The organism is Nostoc sp. DSM 114159 (assembly GCF_053470285.1).
This window is the reverse complement of record NZ_JBPFEH010000001.1, coordinates 3,525,523-3,548,689: the sequence shown is the minus strand read 5'-3', so window position 1 is coordinate 3,548,689 and position 23,167 is coordinate 3,525,523. Positions and strand designations below refer to the sequence as shown.

The 23,167-nt window shown below is 39.4% G+C and carries 21 protein-coding genes and 1 pseudogene; 16 read left to right on the top strand and 6 right to left on the bottom strand.

Annotated features, from left to right (window positions below; all coding sequences use genetic code 11):
* The first annotated feature begins 251 nt into the window (after positions 1-251).
* The 3 genes from ACR5KR_RS14585 (at position 252) to ACR5KR_RS14575 (ending at position 1,950) form a co-directional block, all read left to right on the top strand.
* Positions 252-677: a heavy metal-responsive transcriptional regulator gene (locus tag ACR5KR_RS14585; protein ID WP_445631750.1), complete on the top strand. Its 426-nt coding sequence runs from the start codon at positions 252-254 to the stop codon at positions 675-677.
* A 421-nt stretch (positions 678-1,098) separates the two neighbouring features.
* A complete protein-coding gene (locus tag ACR5KR_RS14580) occupies positions 1,099-1,239 on the top strand; it encodes a hypothetical protein (protein WP_448267022.1) in 141 nt (46 codons plus the stop codon).
* Positions 1,240-1,275: 36 nt separating this feature from the next.
* Positions 1,276-1,950, top strand: coding sequence for a type 1 glutamine amidotransferase domain-containing protein (locus ACR5KR_RS14575; protein ID WP_445631752.1), 675 nt, complete (start codon positions 1,276-1,278; stop codon positions 1,948-1,950).
* A 179-nt stretch (positions 1,951-2,129) separates the two neighbouring features.
* On the opposite strand, the gene ACR5KR_RS14570 is transcribed toward ACR5KR_RS14575, so the two are convergent.
* Together ACR5KR_RS14570 and ACR5KR_RS14565 are read right to left on the bottom strand one after the other, a co-directional pair.
* Positions 2,130-4,433 carry a heavy metal translocating P-type ATPase gene (locus ACR5KR_RS14570; protein ID WP_448267021.1) on the bottom strand — a complete coding sequence of 768 codons (2,304 nt, stop codon included), beginning with the start codon at positions 4,431-4,433 and terminating at the stop codon, positions 2,130-2,132.
* Positions 4,434-4,535: 102 nt separating this feature from the next.
* Positions 4,536-4,730: a heavy-metal-associated domain-containing protein gene (locus ACR5KR_RS14565; protein ID WP_094350009.1), complete on the bottom strand. Its 195-nt coding sequence runs from the start codon at positions 4,728-4,730 to the stop codon at positions 4,536-4,538.
* 400 nt (positions 4,731-5,130) lie between these two features.
* On the opposite strand from ACR5KR_RS14565, the gene ACR5KR_RS14560 reads away from it, so the two are divergent.
* The 4 genes from ACR5KR_RS14560 (at position 5,131) to ACR5KR_RS14545 (ending at position 9,869) form a co-directional block, all read left to right on the top strand.
* Positions 5,131-6,570 (top strand): RtcB family protein, encoded by a 1,440-nt coding sequence (locus ACR5KR_RS14560; RefSeq protein WP_448267020.1) that lies wholly within the window; start codon positions 5,131-5,133, stop codon positions 6,568-6,570.
* A 165-nt stretch (positions 6,571-6,735) separates the two neighbouring features.
* Positions 6,736-8,085, top strand: a complete 1,350-nt coding sequence (locus ACR5KR_RS14555; protein ID WP_445631755.1) for an AAA family ATPase — start codon at positions 6,736-6,738, stop codon at positions 8,083-8,085.
* Between the two features lie 7 nt (positions 8,086-8,092).
* Entirely contained in the window at positions 8,093-8,983 is an 891-nt protein-coding gene (locus tag ACR5KR_RS14550) for a hypothetical protein (RefSeq protein WP_448267019.1), read from the top strand.
* A 661-nt stretch (positions 8,984-9,644) separates the two neighbouring features.
* Positions 9,645-9,869 carry a hypothetical protein gene (locus ACR5KR_RS14545; RefSeq protein WP_448267018.1) on the top strand — a complete coding sequence of 75 codons (225 nt, stop codon included), beginning with the start codon at positions 9,645-9,647 and terminating at the stop codon, positions 9,867-9,869.
* Between the two features lie 692 nt (positions 9,870-10,561).
* Here the strand turns inward: ACR5KR_RS14545 and ACR5KR_RS14540 are convergent.
* The gene (locus tag ACR5KR_RS14540) at positions 10,562-10,897 is read right to left on the bottom strand and encodes a hypothetical protein (RefSeq protein WP_322693734.1); all 336 of its coding nucleotides are present in this window, start codon (positions 10,895-10,897) and stop codon (positions 10,562-10,564) included.
* Positions 10,898-11,422: 525 nt separating this feature from the next.
* On the opposite strand from ACR5KR_RS14540, the pseudogene ACR5KR_RS14535 reads away from it, so the two are divergent.
* The 5 genes and pseudogenes from ACR5KR_RS14535 to ACR5KR_RS14515 all read left to right on the top strand — a co-directional run.
* Positions 11,423-11,503 (top strand): annotated as a pseudogene (locus ACR5KR_RS14535) (Rieske 2Fe-2S domain-containing protein); the annotation flags it as partial.
* Positions 11,504-11,526: 23 nt separating this feature from the next.
* Positions 11,527-11,673, top strand: coding sequence for a hypothetical protein (locus ACR5KR_RS14530; RefSeq protein WP_445631758.1), 147 nt, complete (start codon positions 11,527-11,529; stop codon positions 11,671-11,673).
* A 138-nt stretch (positions 11,674-11,811) separates the two neighbouring features.
* Positions 11,812-12,597, top strand: coding sequence for an HAD family hydrolase (locus tag ACR5KR_RS14525; protein ID WP_445631759.1), 786 nt, complete (start codon positions 11,812-11,814; stop codon positions 12,595-12,597).
* Between the two features lie 167 nt (positions 12,598-12,764).
* Complete coding sequence (locus ACR5KR_RS14520; protein ID WP_445631760.1) at positions 12,765-13,943, top strand: DNA double-strand break repair nuclease NurA; 1,179 nt, start codon at positions 12,765-12,767, stop codon at positions 13,941-13,943.
* A 478-nt stretch (positions 13,944-14,421) separates the two neighbouring features.
* On the top strand, positions 14,422-17,115 hold the full coding sequence (locus ACR5KR_RS14515) for a PAS domain S-box protein (RefSeq protein ID WP_448267017.1): 2,694 nt from the start codon (positions 14,422-14,424) through the stop codon (positions 17,113-17,115).
* A gap of 97 nt (positions 17,116-17,212) precedes the next feature.
* Here the strand turns inward: ACR5KR_RS14515 and ACR5KR_RS14510 are convergent, their stop codons facing one another.
* Complete coding sequence (locus ACR5KR_RS14510) at positions 17,213-19,384, bottom strand: DEAD/DEAH box helicase (RefSeq protein ID WP_448267015.1); 2,172 nt, start codon at positions 19,382-19,384, stop codon at positions 17,213-17,215.
* A 208-nt stretch (positions 19,385-19,592) separates the two neighbouring features.
* On the opposite strand from ACR5KR_RS14510, the gene ACR5KR_RS14505 reads away from it, so the two are divergent.
* Positions 19,593-19,958 (top strand): Spx/MgsR family RNA polymerase-binding regulatory protein, encoded by a 366-nt coding sequence (locus tag ACR5KR_RS14505; protein ID WP_448267014.1) that lies wholly within the window; start codon positions 19,593-19,595, stop codon positions 19,956-19,958.
* 86 nt (positions 19,959-20,044) lie between these two features.
* Here the strand turns inward: ACR5KR_RS14505 and ACR5KR_RS14500 are convergent, their stop codons facing one another.
* The gene (locus ACR5KR_RS14500) at positions 20,045-20,875 is read right to left on the bottom strand and encodes a lectin OAA family protein (RefSeq protein ID WP_445631765.1); all 831 of its coding nucleotides are present in this window, start codon (positions 20,873-20,875) and stop codon (positions 20,045-20,047) included.
* A 698-nt stretch (positions 20,876-21,573) separates the two neighbouring features.
* Between ACR5KR_RS14500 and ACR5KR_RS14495 the strand changes: the two genes are divergently transcribed.
* Together ACR5KR_RS14495 and ACR5KR_RS14490 are read left to right on the top strand one after the other, a co-directional pair.
* Positions 21,574-22,005 (top strand): DoxX family protein, encoded by a 432-nt coding sequence (locus ACR5KR_RS14495; RefSeq protein WP_448267013.1) that lies wholly within the window; start codon positions 21,574-21,576, stop codon positions 22,003-22,005.
* A gap of 29 nt (positions 22,006-22,034) precedes the next feature.
* Positions 22,035-22,601, top strand: a complete 567-nt coding sequence (locus ACR5KR_RS14490; protein ID WP_448267012.1) for a DUF2808 domain-containing protein — start codon at positions 22,035-22,037, stop codon at positions 22,599-22,601.
* A 184-nt stretch (positions 22,602-22,785) separates the two neighbouring features.
* On the opposite strand, the gene ACR5KR_RS14485 is transcribed toward ACR5KR_RS14490, so the two are convergent.
* A complete protein-coding gene (locus ACR5KR_RS14485) occupies positions 22,786-22,926 on the bottom strand; it encodes a PIN domain-containing protein (RefSeq protein WP_448267011.1) in 141 nt (46 codons plus the stop codon).
* Positions 22,927-23,022: 96 nt separating this feature from the next.
* On the opposite strand from ACR5KR_RS14485, the gene ACR5KR_RS14480 reads away from it, so the two are divergent.
* Positions 23,023-23,160 (top strand): hypothetical protein, encoded by a 138-nt coding sequence (locus ACR5KR_RS14480; RefSeq protein WP_448267010.1) that lies wholly within the window; start codon positions 23,023-23,025, stop codon positions 23,158-23,160.
* Positions 23,161-23,167 lie beyond the last annotated feature (7 nt).

Below are 23,167 nucleotides of genomic sequence, written 5' to 3'. Positions count from 1 at the left end.
CAATAAATAGATAAAAATCATCAAGTAAAATCTGGAAAAAATATTATAAAAAATGTTAAAGCTATGCAAATTTAATATTAGCTAAATTCCAAATATCCATTTAGAATAGATATTTGAAAATTTCAAACTTAGTAAAATCTCTAATTAAATAAAAATTGCCAATACGGATGCCAATATTTGGTTCAACTCGCAAACTACTTAATATTTCAGAAAATATGTAATAATAATTACAAGAATTGGGAAAATCTACCATGTTAACTCAAGAGAAAAAACTGCTTTTAATTGGTCAGGTAACAGATTTAACTGGAATACCCATCAGGACAATTCGTTATTACGAGAGTTTAGGCTTAATCAATTCATTCAGACGAACAGACGGAGGCTTTCGCCAGTTTTCATTGGATGTGCTAACTCGTCTGGCATTCATTAAAAGGGCACAAAATCTTGGTCTTAGCCTAGAGGAGATTGGAAATATTCTTCAGGTTTACGATCGAGGGCAAACTCCTTGTGGTGAAATCAAAGAAAAACTTGAAGAGAAGGTTTTGCAGATCGATCGCCAAATCGATCAGCTGTTAACTTTGCGCTCTGAAATTAATGGATTACTTTCAGGCTGGAAGAATACCAGCGACCATCATGAGAAGACAATTTGTCCGATTATTCAAAACACCTCTCAGGGCTGACACTAATCAGGAATCACGACTTTTATAGAGAAGAAACCAATACAACTCTAATCCAGTTAAGGCTAAACCTGCGATCGCAACATTAACTTTCAAGCCTAAAGGTTGCTCTTTGCTTTGGAATTGACTGGTTTGTTCGGAATATTGAGCAGTTGATGGCAGCTATTATCACTGCAAGTCATTAAGTTTCTTCGTTCTTAATCACATAACTAAAATTACAGCTGATTACGCAAGCAGTTAATTAACAGCAGCAATCGAATGATACAATAGACCTCTTGCAAAAGTGCTTTTTGCACTCTTGGGGAAAAGGGTAAAGGTTAAAGGAAAAAGGGACTTTTGCAGTACCTTTTTCCCCTTCCCCTCGCCCCTTATCCCCTTCTTGGGACCCCACTTTCCCCTTTTCCCGACTTATGCAAGAAGTCTAATGTCTCTGGCTTTTTGGCTCTCGCCTCAATATCATTGGCGATCGCACGCTTATCCGTTCGAGCATTACGAGAAAGCAACGCGATTTTGTGAGATGGCACAGAAGGAGCTGGGGAGGCTAGGGATTAAGCCTGCTTTTTGAACCAAATATTGAAACTGACCGCGCCAAGGAGCAATTATGTCGAAGAAAGTATTGATCGTCGTTTCAAATGCTTACGTCATTGGTCCACACAACAGAAGGACAGGCAATTTTTTGCCGGAAGTCGCGCATCCATATGCTGAATTCGACAGAGCACAATACCAAATCGACTTTGCAAGTCTTACCGGAGATACTCCGTTTCTGGACGCGCTCAATCTAGCTAACGACCCCGATAATCTGGCCTTTTTGGTAGGAAAAGGATGGGCCTCAATGCAGAAAGCCAAGAAACTGTCAGACGTGGATGTTAGTCAGTATGACGCCATCTTCATACCTGGCGGTTTGGCGCCGATGGTTGATATGCCTGAACATCCGCTACTTAAGAAGGTTATCAAAGAGACGTACGAGCGAAAGGCGGTCGTTGGGGCTGTTTGTCATGGCCCGGTATCGCTGCTCAACGTCAAGCTGAGTAGCGGAACCTTTTTACTGGCCGGGAAAAATATCAGCTCATTTACAAATGACGAAGAAGAAAACTACGCTAAAGCTGATGTGCCTTTCGAGTTGGAGACAGCCCTCACCCAACAAGGCGCTATCTTCCATAAGACCGCACCTTGGCAGCCATACAGTATTGCCGATGGAAATCTCGTCACCGGCCAAAATCCCGCTTCTGCCAAAGGCGTTGCCGAAAAAATGATCGAACTCTTGGAAGCTGTGTGAAGCAGTATCCTGAAGGCATAACCACACGCTGCAACAGATCGGCTGGGCGTCGTTATCTCTGTTTGAATGTGCGTCCGGTGTCCGGGGTGAAATGAGCAACCGATACTGTTGGCGAACTTAATAATTCACCCAAAAGGGCGTTGTTGCGTGAATAGGTAATAATTGACCATTTTGCCTATTTAGGCTGAGAATATTCTTTTTGGTTGAAAGTTACGCAATCTCAGGGCATTGCTAACAACAGAAAGTGAAGAAAGTGCCATCGCCGCCCCGGCGATAATTGGATTGAGTAACCAACCAAAGATAGGGAACAAAATTCCCGCCGCAATAGGAATACCAATGACGTTGTAAATAAAGGCAAAGAAGAGATTTTGCTTAATATTATTGATGGTAGCGCGACTAAGTTGAATAGCCGTGACAATTAAGAGCAAATCTCCAGAAATTAAGGTGATATCGCTAGCTGCGATCGCTACATCTGTTCCCGTACCAATGGCAATTCCCACATCAGCCTGTGCTAAGGCTGGCGCATCATTTATGCCATCACCTACCATTGCGACAATTTTAGATTTTAGATTTTGGATTTTGGATTTGGGAAATTTCTCTATCTCCCCTTGCAAAGATTGAATAATCGCTGCCTTTTGATCTGGGCGGACTTCCGCAAAGATTCGCTCTATGCCAACTTGTCTAGCGATCGCATCAGCAGTTTTACGATTATCTCCGGTGAGCATTACTACTTCTAAACCTAACTTCTGTAAGGCTTTCACCACTGCTGTTGATGAAGGTTTTAGGGCATCGGCAATACCCATTATTCCTTGTAGTTCGCCATCTACAGCAATCAAAATAACTGTTTTACCAGCAGCTTCCCAGGCATCTTTATATTGCTGGAGAGTGATGGTGTTAATTCCAAGTTCGGTTAACCAACGTTGTGTACCAATTTGCACAAGCTGATTTGCCACAACTGCTTGCACACCACTACCTGCATTAGCTACGAAGTTTTTTGCATCTATTAAACTCACCTCTTGAGACTGGGCGTATTTTACAACTGCTTCAGCTAAAGGATGCTCAGAATTGCGTTCTACCGTTGCTGCTAACTGTAAAAGCTGGATTTCATTACCATTAGCTGTGCCGTTGACTGTTACAAAGTCTGTAACTGTAGGTTTCCCCTGAGTCAAAGTACCGGTTTTATCTAAAACGATGGTTTGAATTTTGTGTGCTAGTTCTAAGCTGTCAGCACCCTTAATCAAGATGCCATTTTCTGCACCTTTGCCCGTCCCCACCATTACAGATGTGGGGGTAGCTAAACCCAAAGCACAAGGACAAGCGATAATTAGTACACTCACCATTGTCATTGTTGCTAAGGTAAGGTTGCCAGTGAAATTAAACCAAATGACGAAAGTAGCGATCGCGATCGCAATCACAGCTGGTACAAACCATCCTGTAACTCGATCTGCCAAGCGCTGAATGGGTGCTTTTGAACCTTGTGCTTGTTGCACTAGTTTGACGATTTGAGCCAAAAACGTATCATTTCCGATTCGTGTCACCCGAAACTGAAATGCACCCGCACCGTTAATCGTCGCCCCAATCACCTCATCTCCTGGCTGCTTTTTGACTGGCAAACTTTCACCCGTCACCATCGCTTCATTTACCGTTGAAGCGCCTGTAATCACTTCGCCATCCACTGGAATCTTTTCACCAGGACGCACTAAAATCACATCGTTGATTCTGACTTCGGCGATGGGAACATCAATTTCTCTACCATCACGGATAACTCTGGCATCTCTAGCTTGCAGTCCGATGAGTTTGCGGATAGCTTCGGAAGTTTGTCCCCTAGCGCGATTTTCTAACAACCGCCCCAGCAAAATTAAGGTAATCACAATGGCGGCAACTTCATAATAGATATGAGGTATCAAGCCTTGAGCAATAAAAAATTTGGGGAAAATAGTGACAAACAAAGAATATAGATACGCTGCACTTGTGCCCAAAGCAATCAGCGTGTCCATCGTTGCTGTATGGCGCTTGAGGGATTTCCAAGCATTGCGGTAAAAAGATCCTCCACACCAGAATACGACAGGTGTTGTCAGCACTAACTGTATCCAAGGATTTTGCAAGAAACTTGGAATCAAGGGTGAATTTAGCCCAGTCATCATGGGCAATGACCCCAAAAATAGGAAAATGCTGATTACACCTCCCACCGCTACCTTGAGGGAAAGTTGGCGTTGTAATGCTTGCCTACTCGCAATCTCTGCATCATCTTCTTCGGTGAGCAATTCTTCCTGAAGTGAGTAAGAAGAGTATCCCGCAGCTGCGATCGCACTTTGGATTTTCTCTAAATTCGCTAGAGAGCGATCGTATTCGATCGTAGCTTGCTCTGCTCCAAAATTAACGTTACAGTCAATTACCCCAGAAACAGAGCGAATTGCCTTTTCGATATTGTTGGCGCAAGCGGCACAACTCATGCCTCGAAGTTTGAGTGTGAGAGTATCCATAACTAGATGAACCCCTGTGATTGGTGTGAGAGGAGCGTCTTCGATCGCGGCAGGAGGCTCCAGAGAATTATTCCTTCTGCCTCCTGCCTTTCTTGCTAAAAATTAAGCAACTGGATAACCCGCAGCAGCTAATGCTTCCTTAATTGCTGTTTCTGATGCTTGAGTTTCAACACTGACAAGCTTGGTTGTTGGATCGGCTTGAACGCTAGCATTGGCATCGACTGCCTGAAGTGTTTTGGTGATGGTGCTTGCACAAGCAGAACAAGCCATGTTGGGAACTGTGAGTTGGAGAGTCATAGATTTACGGGATAATATGAACGGATGATTGAGACGTATCTCTCACACATTAGAAATAACTGGAAAGAGAGTCGCCTTGAATTTATCCTAGACTCTCTAGCCGGCTGGAGAGTCTAGAGATTTTTAAAAGTTTTTCGCTAAACTTCAAATTTCTTTACAACTTGGGTTTGACTGAGTAACCGTTGCCCATCAAAAATACAACGTACTACAAAACACTTGTCATTTGATGAAACTGTGTGTTATTAAGGCTATATAACCACATTAGTCAGAATTAACCTGTTGTTTTCCCCACAGTTCTGGGAAAATGACCTTCTGCACTAATTGAGACGCGGCTGCTGAACCAAGTCTCCTCCTCTCTTCACAACAAAGGGTCTTCTTTAAGACCTTATTTGGAGTTTTCATGCAGCCAAAAAATCTCAAACGTCTCCTGCGTGCTTTAGAGCGGCAAGATTTAGATGTAACTTATAACAATCGCACTTATTCAGTTCGTTTAGTTAATTCTCCTGATGCCCCTGTAGCAGAAGTGTTGCTGCCAGAAGACTTCCCCGTAGAAGCTAAGGCATTAAAGCAGTTAGCAAATTTAGCAAGCGTCCGTCACCCGTCAGGTGGATGCGTTTGTCGCGCCTGTGCTACACCTGATTTTCACCCAGGTGATGCGGGTGTTGCCATTGGTTCAGTCGTAGAAACTGTGGGTCAAGTCATTCCTGGTGCTGTCGGTTCTGACATCAATTGTGGGATGCGCCTGCATGTTGTTGATTTGACAATTGAGGAATTCCTGGCAAAGCGCGACCAATTCGTAGAACGGATGAAGGGGGATTACTTCTTCGGTACGCGTGATGTGACAATGACTGCTCAAGCAATGCGATCGCTATTTCAGTACGGAGTTCCCGGTTGGCTGGATGCCATGCTAGACGAGCCTACAGGGAGTGTAATCAAATCTGATTTACAACAACTTGCCCAAGAGAGCGAACGCATCTTCTTAGGTGGTTCAATGGATGGTGACTGGAAACTAGCACCTGAAGAATTGGTTCCCGATGCTGGACTAGTACGCGATGGCGGACTGGCAACCATTGGCGGCGGCAATCATTTTGTCGAAGTGCAACGGGTTGATAAAGTTGAAAATCGCCCACTTGCCCACGCCTGGGGAGTGCGCGAGGGACAGCTAGCTTTTATGATTCACTCTGGTTCTCGAAACGTGGGTAAGTATATTGGGGGAATGTGGCGAGATCGAGCGAAGGCGACTTGGCAAAAAGGTCTAAAGTACCCTGATTCTCAAATTTTTCCTCTCTCTACTTCTTCTCATCCTGAACTAGTTGCCAGTTACCTACAAGCTGAGGCCACTGCTGCTAACTACGCTTTTGTCAATCGCCTGTTGTTAGCAGAATTGCTACGTCTGCGTTTGCGAGAAGTATACAAAGATGTCGAAGCACCTTTAGTTTATGACTTACCCCATAACATCACCTTACCAGAAGGTCAGGGATGGGTAACACGCAAGGGCGCTTGTCCTGCCCATCTTGGACAACCAGTGATTATCCCTGGTTCGATGGGTGCTTATTCTTATCTGATGGTGGGTAAAGGGAATCCAGCATTTTGTAATTCGGCGTCACATGGGGCGGGAAGAATTCGTTCTCGCTTCGACCTCAGTCGCAAAGGTGCATCTCAAAGTCAGGCAGAACTGGGATTAACCGGAGTAGACTGCATCACCTTGCGTGAAGAACGCCGAATTGAGGAAGCACCTGCTGCCTACAAACCGATTCAGTCTGTAATTGATGTGCAAGTTGAGGCAGAAATGGTGGACGTTGTGGCGCGATTGAGTCCGGTGTTGACGTTTAAGGCGTAAGAGATTGTGAATTAGTCAAAGAAAATGAATTATTCCAGCTAAATTTCTCTAAATGTAGCTCAAGAGTTTATTGCCACCCGATTGAACGATAAAGTGTAATTAGGGGAGTAAAAGAAATTTTAGCTTTTACAACCCTATCTCTTGAAATAAGGAACAGCAATTGTTATGCAGATACTCGATATAAATACAGCTAGCCTTGCCCTATCTGTAGTTCGTATTGAAGTAGAACGACTCTTTGGTAAGTATACATATACTTTGGAAAAGAAAAATAATAATCCTTACATAGATTCTTCACTAATCATCCTTTATGGTGACAATGGTTCTGGTAAGACGACTATCCTCAAGCTCTTATTTCATCTGCTCTCAACGAGTCACAATCGCGGTCATCGCACTTTTTTAGCTAAAACCCCTTTTGCCAAATTTTCAGTCTTTCTAGCTGATAAAACAAGTATTATTGCTAGTCGAGAAAATGGTGTTTTAATTGGCTCATTTCGACTTCAGCTTTCACAAGGGAATAGCATTCTATTTACTCAAGATATCCAGGCTGAGTCTAATAATAGCGTCAAAGCAATACAAGATTCTCTACCAATATATGAATTTTATAAGAATATTTTGCAACTTCAATTAAGTGTATTTTTGTTAGGTGATAATAGAGTTTTAGATAGTGATATTTTTGAAAACGAAGATGTAGAAAATGAAAAAAGATTAAGGCGAATAGTATTATCAAATCTTGGCGATACACTTGAAGATAAATATAGCATCAATAGAGAACATGCTCTTAAAACATCTATTCATAGAACTGAAGAATGGATTCGTGAACAGGCGTTAAGAGGCGCTAACCAGGGGGCAGAAAATGTTCATAGTATATATGAGCAAATTATTCTAACAATTATTCAAAGTTCAGGCAAGATAGTTGAAGAACTACCACAATCATCTGCAATGCTAATTGAAGAACTCAAAACTCATGAGAATCGCAGCAAAGATTTTTCTCGCTTCGGGTTAATGCCACCATTAGAGGCTCAGAAAATTGTTCAGATACTACAATCTAACGCTCAAGCTGATTACTCGATTATATCAAGAGTTTTAAAACCATACTTAGATAGTGTAGCGGCACGTTTTGATGCTCTACAGGATACACAAAATTTATTGGCAATTTTTGAAACGACAATCAATAAGTTATTTTTTCGTGATAAATATATAAGGTTACATGTCAGAGACGGACTAAAAATATTTACTGAAGAAGGAAAAGAATTGTCTCCAGAAACCCTTTCTTCAGGAGAAAAGCAACTTTTACTGCTTTTTTGTAATACTCTGACAGCGAGAGATAAAGCAACAATCTTTATTATTGATGAACCAGAAATATCACTAAATGTAAAATGGCAGCGTCAACTTATTCATGCATTGCTTGAACTGACAAAAGGAAGCCAAGTTCAATTTATATTAGCTACTCATTCAATTGAATTACTTTCTCAGTACAACAACAATGTCGTTAAGCTTGTGAAGATGGAGAAATAATTGAAAAATGGAGAATGAAAGACGACGCACGCTTGACGAACTTGTAACTAGATATGAACTTGAGCCTGAACTGTGTGATATATATGTTGAAGGTAAGACAGATAAGCTATTAATAGAATGGTTTTTAGATCAAAAAGAACATCAAGGTTTTGCTGTTTATGAAATTGATACTGTTGAAATTCCTACTCCATTATTATTTGAACAAGGATTAAAAGACAATAATCGAAGTCGTGTGATTGCTCTTGCCCTTTATATAAATGATAAACTTTCAGAAACTCCTCTACATATTACATGTGTTGCAGATAAGGATTTTGATTGGCTATTTGGCAAAGAGTATCAGTGTGATTTACTATTATTTACTGATTATTCGTGTCTTGAGATGTACCTATTTAATGAGGCTGTTTTAGATAAATACCTGCGTTTAGCACTACGTTTATCTCAGCCCAAGGCTAGGGAAGTACTAAATCAATTATCTAGAGTATTGGAGGATTTATTTTTAATTAGGGCTACTAATGAAGCACTCTCATTAAATATGAGATGGCTCGAAAAAGTTAGTGAATGTTGTAAATTGAATAAAAATAATTATCAGGTTCAGTTCGACTTAAAAACTTTCATTACTAAATATTTAAATAGCAATAGTAATCGCTCACAAGAATCGAGATTCATAACTAAACTCGAAGAATTACGTGCAAAAGAACTGATAGAAATACGATATAAAATTCATGGGCATGATTTTACTGAGCTTTTGTGTTGGTACATCAGACCCTATCTTGGGAAAGAAATCAAGAATTCTTACAATTCAGAGATTCTTGCAAGGAGCTTATTAGCATGTATTGATACTGAAAAATTGGCTCAAGAAGGTCTATTTCAGTGCTTACTTGCTCGTATTGCCAGATAATTCAGACGAGTAAGATTGCTTGTAATCTTTCATTTATTATACTAACTTGACACATTAAACATCTTAGCTTTTATCAATCAATAGTTTTTTTCTTAACTCGGTCATAACGATTAAGTTATAGTAATCTCACTGTAACTCCACCTGTTGGTGCTAAGGGAATAAATTCAGCATCATTTAATTAGAAAGGCAATGTGGAAAATTGCTCAGTTCCCTAGAACTAACTAAAAAATTAGAATATAATATGTAATAAATATTACATCTTCTTAAAATAGCTTAGGCGTAGCCCATCGTAGACATAGCTCTTTACCTTTGACTGGACAATAAGTGGATAGACCTACAGCAGCGAGTCAAGAGACATCGCGCTTCCATCTCAGCAATGTGATGTGATCGTGCTACTTTACAGTTAAAGAAAAAGCCCCTGGTGTTTACCAGGGGTATCCATCTTTATTCCCTCATTTAGAATCGCATCTATGAAGCAATAGTAAATCCGTATTAATGCAATAATTGCATATCAATGATGATTATTTTGCAATTAGCGAGTTAAATAGGAATTTACTCAGTTTCATCGATGAGAGCGATGTCTACGCCTACGCTTTTTTGTCAAATTAGGCAATAGTTCTAATTGTTTGTATACCTTCTAAGTACAATCTCCATTCAAAACATGGGATTGTGTTCATTATCCCAACACTTGCGATCGCTCCAATTTCTGCCAGTATGTTCGCATTCAGATGCATTATCTATCCAAGGAATCGATGTAGAGTGGTACGAGTTTCCAATGGAAGCGAATAAGCTAGCACTGAATAAGGGTAATAATAAAGATAAAATTATTAATGTACAAATCGGTAGAGTGATTAAATATGCACTCAGGAGTACAATGTTGCTATGAGTCAAAATAAATGTACCTATTTTCTTGTTTTTTTGACGAGTTTTTAAGCTGGTTTTTGAATTCGAGAAATGCATAATGCAACCCTATTAATACCAGTTTATATAACAATCAAATTTGATTTTTAATAGCCAAGCTAACTGAGAGCAAGCCCGATCGGGTTTTGCTCTCAGTATATTTAGCAAAAATCAAATATGAGTCTTATATAAGTATGGATTTTTACGTAAGAATATTATTCAGGCTATACACTCTGATGTCAAAGGTACAAGTGACGACTTCTTATAATTTTTAATTTGTGGACGCAAAAAAATATTTTACATGAAAATATCTTGAAGTTTTAGCACTCGCTTTTGTGTAAGTACTGACAACTTTAAGTTATCTGGATTATTGCGATCGCTTTTTGATAAAGTGTAAATTTGAGTTCCCATCGCAGCCTTTGAGCATGGAAACCATAATTTCGAGATATTCTAATCGGCAACAGTAGTCGGGTTGGGACACAGATGACTCGCAGAAAGCTTTTCCAGAGATGAAGAGATTCCGGTTCGCAACCTCAAGTATGTGCGGACATTTGCCGAAGCTTATCCAGACGAGGAATTTGTGCAAGCAAAAAGAAGATACAGTGGGTGGGAAACGCAAAGAAACGGAGAGAGTATTTATTAATAACTTCTCCGCCTCTGTGCGTATTTAATAAACAACTACCACCAAACTCGATTTCCATTTTCGTCAACTCGTGCTTCCCGAATTACGTCGGAAATTTCTTCAGCATCTTTAACGTGATGGAGTGCTTTCTTTTCGCCGTCGGGTTCATCGACAACGAAGTAAGTAGGTACTGTGATTTTGTCGCCTGTAATATCTGGTACATCATCAATAGCTGCCTGTTTAGCCTTCTCTTCAACTGATTGAGGCTTATCAGAAATTCTATCTCCTGGATTCGCGGTTAGGTTTCTTTCGTTCACATCCGGCTTTTCACGAGAATCCCGATCTTCGCTTACTGGTTGATTAATTTGATTTTCTTGATTTTTATCACTCATGGCGCTTTCAGTTATTAAAATATGGAACTCGACTAACAACAGCTTAAAAAATCAAGGGTATAAAGAGTTCTTTCTCTGGAGAGAGTTTAAGAATATATTTTGAATAGATTTTGTGAGGAACATATCTTAGGTTATAGCCTAGCTCTGAGGTTTATAAATAACCTCCTACTCCAGAAATAAATAATAATTAAAAATTACAGTTCAGGCGCAACTCTTAAAAAATCAAATTTATTAAAATTAACCTACAGTAAACACAAATGTACATATTAATATTAATGCGATCGCACCGTAGTATATTAGTAAACCTTTGTGGGTAAATCCAATCATCATGGAAGATTATTCTACTAAAGTCAGCCAAAGTCGTGAGATAGACCTAGAAACCCAATGCTTCACTCGATCGCAAGTATTCACGCTGTCAAAATTATCTTCTAGGATCGGTTGCACTGGCTGAAGACGGCAAACAAATTCAGGCTAATGCACTATTAGCAACCGCAAAGTCAGAAATTCCGATTCTGGTAAAATTATCTGATTATTCAAAACGGGCCGCAAATTGCTGAGTACGCTATCAGTTTAATCTGTACCCATTTAGGATGTACAGTCGAGTGGGATCTTGAGAAGAATAACTTTATGTGTCCTTGTCATGGATCTCACAATATGATTCTCAGGGCCGAGTTGTTCGTGGCCCAGCTAAACGTTACTTACCACTAATCACCGTAGTAGTCAAGCAAAATCAAATTCGTTTAGTCGATGGCAAACCTGCTGTAGATCCTCGTTAACCTACCATTAACAAATCAAATTTTACAATGCCACCATACTTTTTCAGCAAATTTATGAATTATAAAAGACTAACGAAAATTACTGCATGATTTAAATTTGTCGGGTAAGCTGACAACAGCAGTTTTATTCTCAAACCAATGACCACAAGTAGTCCCCAAATTTTAGCCCTGGACTTTGATGGAGTGATTTGCGACGGATTAATTGAATATTTTGAGGTAGCATGGCGTACCTACTGTGAAATTTGGTCTTCTGCTAACGACACACCGCCAGATGATTTGGCTTTAAGATTCTATCGATTAAGACCTGTTATTGAAACAGGTTGGGAAATGCCTATTTTAATTAAAGCCTTGATAGATGGAATTTCTGACGAAAAAATTCTTCATGAATGGGTGAGCATTGCTCCACAAATTTTGTTAAACGATAAACTCCAAGCAAGAGAAATTGGTGCAAAACTAGATAACCAACGAGATGAATGGATTACCACGGATTTAAGTGGTTGGCTGAGTCTGCATAAATTTTATCCGGCTGTAGTAGAAAAAATCAAATTAACTATTGACAGTGGAGTTAAGCTATACATTGTGACAACGAAAGAAGGTCGTTTTGTACAGCAGTTGTTACAACAAGAAGGAGTAAATTTCCCACCAGAATCAATCTTTGGGAAAGAAGTTAAGCGTCCCAAATATGAAATTTTGCGGGAATTAATTCAGTCATCAGAAGACAAATCTGTTAGTCTGTGGTTTGTAGAAGATAGACTCAAGACATTACAATTAGTCCAACAGCAAGCAGACCTTGAAAATGTGAAACTTTTCCTTGCAGACTGGGGTTATAATACCCAAGCAGAAAGAGAAACTGCTCAAAACGATCCGCGAATTCAGTTGTTATCACTTTCACAGTTTGCCAAAGATTTCTCAGCTTGGCTTTAATATATTAAATATCTAGTCAAAAAGAGACGTAGTACTGCTACGTCTCTATAAGGATTTTGAATAATGCATATTTAATTTCTGACGTATTTATATAAAAAAAATATGTATGTCAATTTAGGTGAAATAATAACTCACAAGTATTCACTCCTCACTTCGCACTTACTTTTATGCTTGACCTAACAAAACTGGCGCGACAAATGCAGGGTTTAAGTCAGCATCTTACTTTAGAAGCTGCTGCTAGTCGTCAGCGTTTAGACCTGGCACAACAACATTTAAAAAATGCTTACGAGTGTCAACAAGATTTAATCGATCGCCAGGAAAAATGGCGCGATCGCATTCTCTTTGCTAATGCTACCCCAATCGAGCCGCTAGAAACCTGCATCGATATCCCAGTTCCCCCAAAAATTCATACTGTCATCGCTACCGATGGTTCCCAAATTGCCCCCAACCATCATGAAATTGCTTACTGTTATCTGCTAAATATTGGCAGAGTCGTCTTGCACTACGGACAAAATCGCCATCCATTACTCGATAGTTTGCCAGAAGTATTTTATCGCCCAGAAGATTTATATATGTCTCGGCAATGGGGAATTAGAACCGAGGAATGGATGAGTTTTCGCCGCACTGCTTCCGAAACAACGGTGTTAGCAGAACTTGCGTGTGATGCAGCACAAGCGGAAACGCCAGCGCTAGCGATGGTAGATGGTTCGCTAATTTACTGGTTTTTAGAACAATTGCCGATGGATGCACGCGATCGCATTTTACCCCCCATCCTAGAAGCTTGGCAGCAGATGCGTGATGCTGGAATTCCTTTAATGGGTTATCTTAGCGCCTCTCGCAGCATCGAAACAATGAACTTTTTACGGTTATTAGCTTGTCCCCATCCAGCGCCAGACTGTAAAAGTCATTGCCCAAATCAACTAGAAAAAGTACCTTGTAAAATTTTTGAACAGTTGCGAGATACTTCTGTTTGGGCAAACCGACTCAAACCAGGACAACGCAGTACCTTGTGGCGCAGCAATTCCCCCATTTTGGAACTTTATGGCGATCAAACAATTTACTTTTGCTACGTCCACGTTGGCACCGAAATCGCCCGCATCGAAGTTCCGGTATGGGTAGCCGAGAATGCAACCATGTTAGACCAAGCACTGGGACTGATGTTAGCACAAGTGCAAAAAGGATATGGTTATCCTGTAGCGATCGCCGAAGCGCATAATCAAGCAGTAGTAAAAGGTGGCGATAAAGCGCGTTTCTTTGCTCTACTTGAACAACAAATGATTAAAGCTGGTTTGAAAAACGTGGGAACTTCCTACAAAGAAGCCAGAAAGCGCGGGAGTATTGCTTAAAATAATTTGTAATCACGCTCCTGCGGACGCTCGAATACTCGCTAACGCTAACGCTGCGTTAACGTAATTCATAATTCGTAATTGAATTCTTAACTACAAATTACGCTTTGCGGTACTAATACCTTAGCTACTTAAGGACAATTACAGATAAAAGTTCTGATGAATTCAGTTTACGTAACACTTCTTATTTTAAATTTAAAATCTAAATGTTTACTTTACAGCTTTTTAGGGAAACCTTTATTTAGTAGAGAATTAACTCAATAACTAGCTAGTTTCCTCAGTAGAAACTACTAGATACTTATTGGCTCTACATCAAGTTAATTACGTTTTTATTGGTAAGCTCAACAGTCTTGGTTAGAACTGGCATTACGTGAGTTCCTGGGTTGATAGATGACATCAAAATGGTAATTAAACTTCAATAAATAAACGTATTAACTGATTTAACCTTTTTCAAAAAAGATTCATACCTAAAAAGCTGATGAAACTAGTTAAATATGAGTTCAACAAATCTGAAGAAAAATACTCCCGTTTTTTTTCAATTTCTTTAGATTTATTGTGTATTGCTAACTTTGATGGTTATTTTAAGTATTTAAATCCGGTATGGACAAAAATATTAGGTTGGTCAATTCCGGAACTTGTTGCTCAACCCTTTATCGAATTTGTTCATCCTGAAGACCGTGAATCCACTATTGTTGCAGCTGAAAAAATTGCACAATCTGTAGATGCAGTTAGCTTTGAAAACCGCTATCTTTGTCAGGATGGTTCTTACAAATGGCTGTCATGGAATGCAACTAGTTTCAGTGAAGAAAAGTTGATTTATGCAGTAGCTCGTGACATAACTCTTAATAAAGAGAATGAGATAGCGCTACAAAAATCTATCAAAGAATTAGAAGCTTTTAAATTTGCCTTAAATGCTCATTCCCTGGTAGCTATTACTGATAAATCTGGAAAAATAACCTATGTCAATGACCTATTTTGTGAAGTTTCTAAATATTCTTCAGAAGAACTTCTAGGGCAAGATCATCGGATTATCAATTCTGGACACCACACAAAAGAATTTTTTGCAAATTTATGGAAAACTATTGCTCAAGGAAAAATATGGAAGGGAGAAATTCAAAATAAAGCCAAGGATGGAACTTTTTATTGGGTTGATACTTTGATCGCCCCAATGTTGGGACAAGATAGAAAGCCCTATCAATATGTATCAATTCGTACAGATATTACACAGCGTAAGCTTTCAGAGTTAGCTTTATTGGAGCGATCGCGCTTGTCAGTTTTGAGTGCAGAAGTCAGTTTAGCCTTATCTCAAAGTGGCACACTTCCAGAAATTCTGCAAAATTGTACAAATACTATTTCCCAATACCTTGATATCGGCTTCGTTTGTATCTGGACATTTGAACGCCAGACAAACCAGCTACAATTGCAAGCTGGCGTTCATTGCACAGAGATTACTTGTAGTGCTTTGAGCGATACTCAAGATTTCCCAGATCATATCGCTTTAGTTAATAATACTATTGGCTTAATGATTCAAAACCATCAAGCTATTTTTAATCAAGAATTATCAATTAGTAATTCAGTAAAGCTTATAGAGTCTACATTTTCAATTTCTCGATTTTCCGCTTATCCTCTGATAGTAGAGCAGCAATTAATCGGCATCATTGCTTTATTCAGCAAGCAATTATTTACCGAACCAACTCATAACTTATTAAATTGGATTGCTAATAATATTGCTGTAGCTATTGACCGAATCTGGGCGCGAGAAGAACTCCTCAGCCGTCGGGAAGCCTTATTACTGCGTTTAGCTAGCCAAATCCGCAGTTCTCTTAACCTAGATATGATCTTAGAAACAGCTGTGAACGAAATTCGCAGCTTATTACAAATTGACCGTTGCTACTTTCTTTCTTATTTACCGCACCCATCTCAACCAAGCCTGACTATTACCTATGAAGCGCGAAACCCTAACTTGACAAGTATGTTAGGCAGTATTCCACTGCAAAAAAGTAATTTTCTGACTCAAACCCTTCTCTCTCAAGAACTAATTTGTATAGAAAATATTAATAGTAAATCACCACTTGATTATGATATGCAAGAACTTTTAACTGAGTTTGGGATTACATCTCAACTAATGCTACCAGTTAAAAGTAATTCTGGAGAGATTGGAGCGATTGTGTGCAGTCATTGCAGTGGCGATCGCATTTGGACTAACAGTGAAATTAACCTGTTACAAGCTGTTTGCGATCAACTAGCGATCGCGATCGATCATGCACAACTTTATACCCAAAGTCGCACTGCTACTTTAGAAGCTCAAACTCAAGCTGAAAAACTCACCGAAACCTTGCATAAATTGCAACAAACTCAATCTCAACTGATCCAAAATGAAAAAATGTCTAGCTTAGGACAATTAGTCGCTGGAGTTGCTCATGAAATCAACAATCCAGTTAATTTTATTCATGGTAACTTAACCTTTGCTAATGAATACTTTCAAGAGATGTTAACTCTCTTGCACCTTTATCAGCAACATTATCCCCATCCAGAAGTAGAAATTGAAAATTTCGCTAAAAAAATTGATTTGGAATTCCTTACCAATGACCTTTCCCAACTCCTATCATCGATGAATATGGGTACTAATCGTATTCGTGAAATTGTTTTAGGATTGCGAAATTTTTCTCGCCATGATGAAGCAGATAAAAAATTAGTTGACATTCATGAAGGAATTGAAAATACCTTATTAATTTTGCATCATCGGTGGAAAAACAATGGAATTGGCTTGGATATATCTATAATTAAAGAATATGGCAATTTGCCTCTAGTTGATTGTTATGCTGGCCAGTTAAATCAAGTGTTTATGAATATTTTAACTAATGCGATCGATGCCTTAGAAGAGTCAATGGTCAAGATAAAAACAAATTATAAACCGCAAATTGTAATTCGTACTGAAATTTTAGAGAGTAAATTTGTTGTCATCCGAATTGCTGACAACGGATTAGGAATGGTAGAAGATATTAAAAAGCGGTTATTCGATCCATTTTTTACCACAAAACAGGTAGGTAAGGGAACAGGTTTAGGATTGTCAATTAGCTACCAAATTATAGTAGAAAAACATGGTGGAATTTTGAATTGTCTCTCAGAACCAGGAAAAGGCACAGAATTCTGGATTCAAATTCCAATTTAAAACTTTTGAAGACTGAAAAATCTTATAATTATGATTTGCGATCGCTCCACAAATTAATTAAAAAATAGTTAATTTGAAATAATTCCGAATTATCTTTTTATCCCCACAACTTCACTTGTTTTTTGAGTTCATTCATATCCAAATAATCATTAGCAAAAGCTTTTCGTAAAAGTGAATGAGGAATAAAAGCATCATATTTTTGAATTTCCGGTGCTTCTGAGCTACTGACTAAATCTTCTGGAATAATTCTTTGTTCGCATAATGAACTAATTTCACGATAAAGATATTTAAATTTATCCTTGCCTAATTTAATTGTCAAATAATAGGGATTTACTCCGCCAATACTTGTAATTTCCAACGATTCCCGACAGTATGAGTTGAGTAATCTTTCTAAGGTGCGATAAGCAACCGTACCCATCCAAGGAAAAATACAGCATTTACCTTTTTCTAATTGCAAAATATTCTGCCGATCTAATCCAACTTGCTGCGCCATTTGGCGAACTTGACATAACCGTTTCCAAGCATTTTTTTGTAAGTAACTATACTGGATATTCTCAAATAATACTTGCTGCATTCGTTGTAAAACTTTGGTATGAATAGTCCCACCACCACCACGCCAATAAATACTAGATTTTCCCTCAGCTTGTTTAACAAAAATAGCCTTTTTTTTAAAGTCAACTTCTACAACTTCCCAACTTCTACCAGCTAAAGCAAATTGATTGCCAACAGGAAGCGGTGTGACAATACTGCCAATTTCTGTTGTACCTTGCTTAACAATATATTCTTGCTGTTCAGCAAAAACAGCATAAAACTGAAATTTTCTCACCACTTTTTCTCCTGCCAAACCCAGGATTAATTTACCTTGTTCAGTCTGCTGAATATGACCAATATCAATTAAATAACGTAGTAATAGTTGAAAATCTTCTTTTAAAAGAGCAGTAAAGGGGGACAGATTAAAAATTTGTTTAGCTAGAGCATTAGCTGAAATTTCCCCTGCTGCTGTTAAAATACTCATAGTTTGGTGATAAAGCAAACTCAAAGGATATTTAATTGGTCTAATTGGTTCAATCCATTGTTCCTCTAAATAAAGTTGAATTATCGCAATACACTGTAAAAGTTGCCAGGGGATTTGTTCTGGTAGAGAAGCTTCTGCTAATGGCTTATCTTCAGCGCAGACAAAACGCATATCAGCAGCTTCTCCTCTTCTACCACTTCGTCCCAAGCGTTGTAAAAAGCTAGCTACAGACAAGGGTGATTCTAACTGAATCACTCGCTCTAAATGACCGATATCTATGCCTAATTCTAGAGTCAGAGTGGCGGCGGTAACGGCTGGATTGTTGGGTTCACGCATCGCATTTTCAGCAGCTTGCCGTAAGCTAGCAGATATACTCCCATGATGCACATGATATATATCTGGTAGTCCTTGTTTTGTGGCAATTTGTCGCAAAGATGCAATTACAGATTCGGTTCGCGTGCGATTATTAGCAAATATCAAGCATTTGCGAGACTTGCTGAGGTTGAAAATATATTGCTCATCAGCTGTCGCCTCTGATTCATCTACTTCATCATTAATATAAAAATGTTCTACAGCTAGTTTTATTTGCCGTTTTATACCATCAATTTTTGGTGTAATTACTGGTTTATCTGTTCCCGATCGCAGCCAATTTTCCGCTATTGAGTAATTCCCAAGAGTTGCCGATAAACCAATACGACGCGGTTGTTTTTGCGTCAACTTTGCTAAACGTTGTAATTGGCAAATAATTTGACAACCGCGTTCTGAACCCATAAAGGCGTGAATTTCATCAATGATAACAAATTTTAAATCACCAAATAAGCGAAGTAAGTCGTTATTTTTATTAATTAGCAAACTTTCCAGAGATTCTGGAGTAATTTGCAGAATCCCTTGAGGATTCTTTAAAAGCTTGTTTTTTCTAGTTTGCGAAACATCGCCATGCCAGTGCCAAACTGGAATATCTGCTTCTTTTAGTAAATCATTAAGACGCTCAAATTGATCGTTAATTAAAGCTTTAATTGGACTAATATATAATGCGCCAATTGTGGCAGCAGGGTTTTCATGTAATAGAGTCAAAACTGGTAAAAAAGCTGCTTCTGTTTTCCCCGCAGCAGTTGCAGCAGTAACTAGCAAGTGAGCATCAGTGTCGAATATAACTTGACAAGCGGCAATTTGAACTGGTCGTAATTCAGTCCACTGGTGATGATAAATATATTCTTGAATGAAGGGTGCAAGTCGGCGAAAGGCATCGCTCATATTGTTTCTGGATAAAAGTGTTAGTAAAACTACTCCTTGGTATTTCAGAATCCTCGAATCATGGATCGACGAGTTCCATGCTTGGAATTACCGATTGCTAAAAGCGATCGCTACTCTTAAATTTCTGCCGTAGAGATTCAACGACAAGAGCATTGATGGCAGAAATTCCACCTACTATGTCATATATGAAGATTGTTTTAATTATTTTATGTCTATTCAAGTCTACGGAATTCCCAATTGCAGCACTTGCAAAAAAGCTTTGACGTGGCTCCAACACAACAACATTGACCATGAATTTATCAACACCAAAGATACTCCGCCGACTCGTGAGATGATTCAAAACTGGGTAAAGTCTTTGGGTTTTGCTCCCATGCGAAACACCTCTGGTCAATCCTACCGCGCTTTAGGAGATGAAAAGAAAACTTGGGCTGATGAACAGTGGGTTGATGCATTCACTCGCGATGCAATGCTGCTCAAACGTCCACTTTTCGTCAAAGATGGAACAGCTGTGCTGGTCGGCTTTAGAGATGAGGGAATAGTTCGAGAAAAATTAGATTTAGCTTTAACATCATAACCCCCTGCCACGAAACAGCCGGCAGGGGGTTAGGGGTGCGGTTCAGTACTTACTTAACTGAGAACGGGTATAGGGCGATCGCCTTTTTAGATTTGGTGCGATCGGAAGCCGATAGGCCCTTCACCAGCATAGGTCGTGGTTCCAGTTAGGGTCTTCCCACCATCACTAGATGTGAGGTTGAGCGCCACTACATTCTGTTCCACACGACTACCGATTATCCAAGTCCCACCAGGATTCCACGGCGCTGTATTACCACCCCACTGGTTTTCTACTGTGTAGTTGTTGCTGCCAACAATGTTACCTTTAAAGCCGATGGGGCCTTCACCAGAATATGTGATAGTTCCAGTTAAGGTTTTACCGCCATCGTTCGATGTAATATCGATCGCAACAACATTTTGATTGGCGCGAGAGCCAAGTACCCAAGTCCCGCCAGGATTCCACGGAGCAGATGAGCCTCCCCACTGGTTTTCCACATTATAGACACGGCCATCAACAGCAGCACTCTTAAAACCGATAGGGCCTTCACCAGCATAAGTGATAGTTCCAGTCAGGGTTTTACCGCCGTCGCTTGATGTAATATCAATCGCAACAACATTTTGGTTTCCCCGCGAGCCGAGTACCCAAGTCCCGCCGGGATTCCACGGAGCAGATGAGCCTCCCCACTGGTTTTCTACATTGTAGGTGTCGCTCCCAGTTAAGTTAGCCTTAAAACCGATCGGGCCTTCACCAGAATATGTTGTGGTTCCAGTAAGTGTCTTACCGTTGTCATTGGATGAAACTTTGAGTTCGACAATGCGCTGATCTGCTCTAGCTCCAATTACCCATACTCCACCAGGATTCCACGGAGCAGAGGCACCACCCCACTGATTTTGTACATTGTATAGATTATTAGCATTAGTAGTTGTTGTAGCTGTCATTGTTTTCCTCCAAAATTTTGATTGTTTAGTCAAAGTGAATCTGTAGCAATCCAATTTGATTCGGAAAAAATTACGCACAATTAACAATACCTTTGCCAAATTACGAGGCTTGACATCGAACAAACCTAAGATTTTAAATGCTTCTTTCTACCATGTAACAAAAAATTTCGTCAAGAAAATTCTGTTCTGTATGGTTTTACAGAAGTAGTTTTAACTGTCGTGTAAGTCTGAGTGCAGATTATAGTTTCTGCCTCATATTCAAGCAAGCGCTTGTCTTAGGCTATTTTGGCAAAAGTATTGTTAAGCAGCAAATGTTACTGTTTTGGGCTGTCGTAGTTATACTAGTACAAGAGTAGTTAAAATTGCAAGCGTAGTTAAGAAAATTTTTGATAAAAATGTTGTTTTGCTTTACTAATCGAGCCGTGGCATAGTTAATAAATCCTTTAGTACAGTCCGGTGCATCAGTTTTATTTATAGTTGCAATCACTTTTTTCAAGAGTGCCCAATTGTGAGTTCCGTTAGCAGATAGCTAGGTTTAGCCCCTGCTGAGTGCAATTATTGCTTTTTTACTCAGCAATGCCGTTTTGGTAAATACTTGGGAAAATTTTGTTGATTTTTACTCCTATTGACTCAATGCAGATTAACATCCATCAGTCAAACTGAAGTAATAGGGGCAAGTATATATAGAGGCAAAAACCATGAATAAGCATAAAGAAACATTACGTGTCATCCTTGCTATATCCATCATTGTGGTTGGGATAACACACTTTCTTGTTCCACAAGAATATGTCAAAATTGTGCCGCCACAACTACCTTATCCTTTAGGATTAGTTTATCTCAGTGGCTTTTATGAAATTTTGGGTGGTATCGGGTTATTAGTTCCGCCTGTAAGTCAAGCTGCTGCTTGGGGGCTTCTTGCTCTTTTTATTGCTGTTTACCCAGCGAATATTTACATGGCAGCTAATCTGATTAAGATTGAACATATACCAAACTCACCTTGGGTACACGTAGTTAGACTTCCCTTGCAAGCTGTTTTAATTGCTTGGGCTTGGTGGTATACAAAATCTTCCTTTGGGGAAAAACAAGCTTCGATCGTTCCTCAGTCATTGATTCCCAAGGAACTAGAATGAGAAGAAGTGCGTTTTTTTATATTTGAATCATGCGCCTCACAACTTTGTTTGGAATAACACTCTCGTTAGCAATAGGCATTGGAGAAGTTACGCTGCCGGTAACTCAAGCTGTGCAGCTTAGAGATGGCTTGGTCTATTTTGTCCAACCGCCGACACTTGTTAAGGCGACAACTACTTACAAAGAGGTGAATGTTTGGGGCGCAACTTACTATTTCACTATCAATCTGCCGGAAAATGCTGGAGAATCGCTTCAGAAGGTATCGATCGCCCAAAAAGAAGGCTCAGAAAACATCCGCTACAATCTTGATGATACTTATGCATTTGTCGGCACACGCGATCGCAAAGAAACGCAACTGCATCTAGGTTCAGTCATAAACGAGAGCAAGATACGCACTGTTTCTGTAATCTTTGATCCACCTGTGACTCCAGGACAGACAATTACTATCGCCCTCCGCCCTGTAAGTAATCCCAGCTTTTCTGGTGTTTACTTATTGGGTGTTACAGCATTTCCTGTGGGTGAAAAATCTCACGGTCAATTTCTTGGCTTTGGACGCTTTCAGTTCTATAGCAATAGGGGAAGTTGGTTATTTCCATAGAGGGAATAGGGAAGAAGGGAATAGGGGAATGGGGAATGGGAAACTTGTACTGAGCGCAGTCGAAGTATGGGGAATATTTTCTACAAGTACGGCGTTGGGAATGGGTGTGGAAATATTTGTTAGATGCGTGGAAAAGTTTTTAATTGAGTGGGTGTAAATTAGCTGTTTTTTTACCTTGGTTAATTTACACCCAACTTTCCCAAGAAATTTCTCTGACTTGTCGCATTCGCTCAAAGTCGCTATCAGATGAAACAAGAGTCAATGAATGACGTAAAACTGTAGCAGCTATCCAGAGGTCATTTTCACTAATGCCTATGGTATTCAATTTAGTTGTATTACGCTCACGCAGAGGCGCAGAGACGAAGATTGAGGTTTTCTGGCTATTGCTAAAATAACTTTTGGAGTCGCAAAAGCAACAAATGTGACTTTAAAACTAACTATTGGAGTCGCAAAAGCAACAAATGCGACTTTAAAACTAACTTTTGGAGTCACAAAAGCAACAAATATGACTTTAAAACTAACTTTTGGAGTCGCAAAAGCAACAAATGCGACTTTATAACTAACTT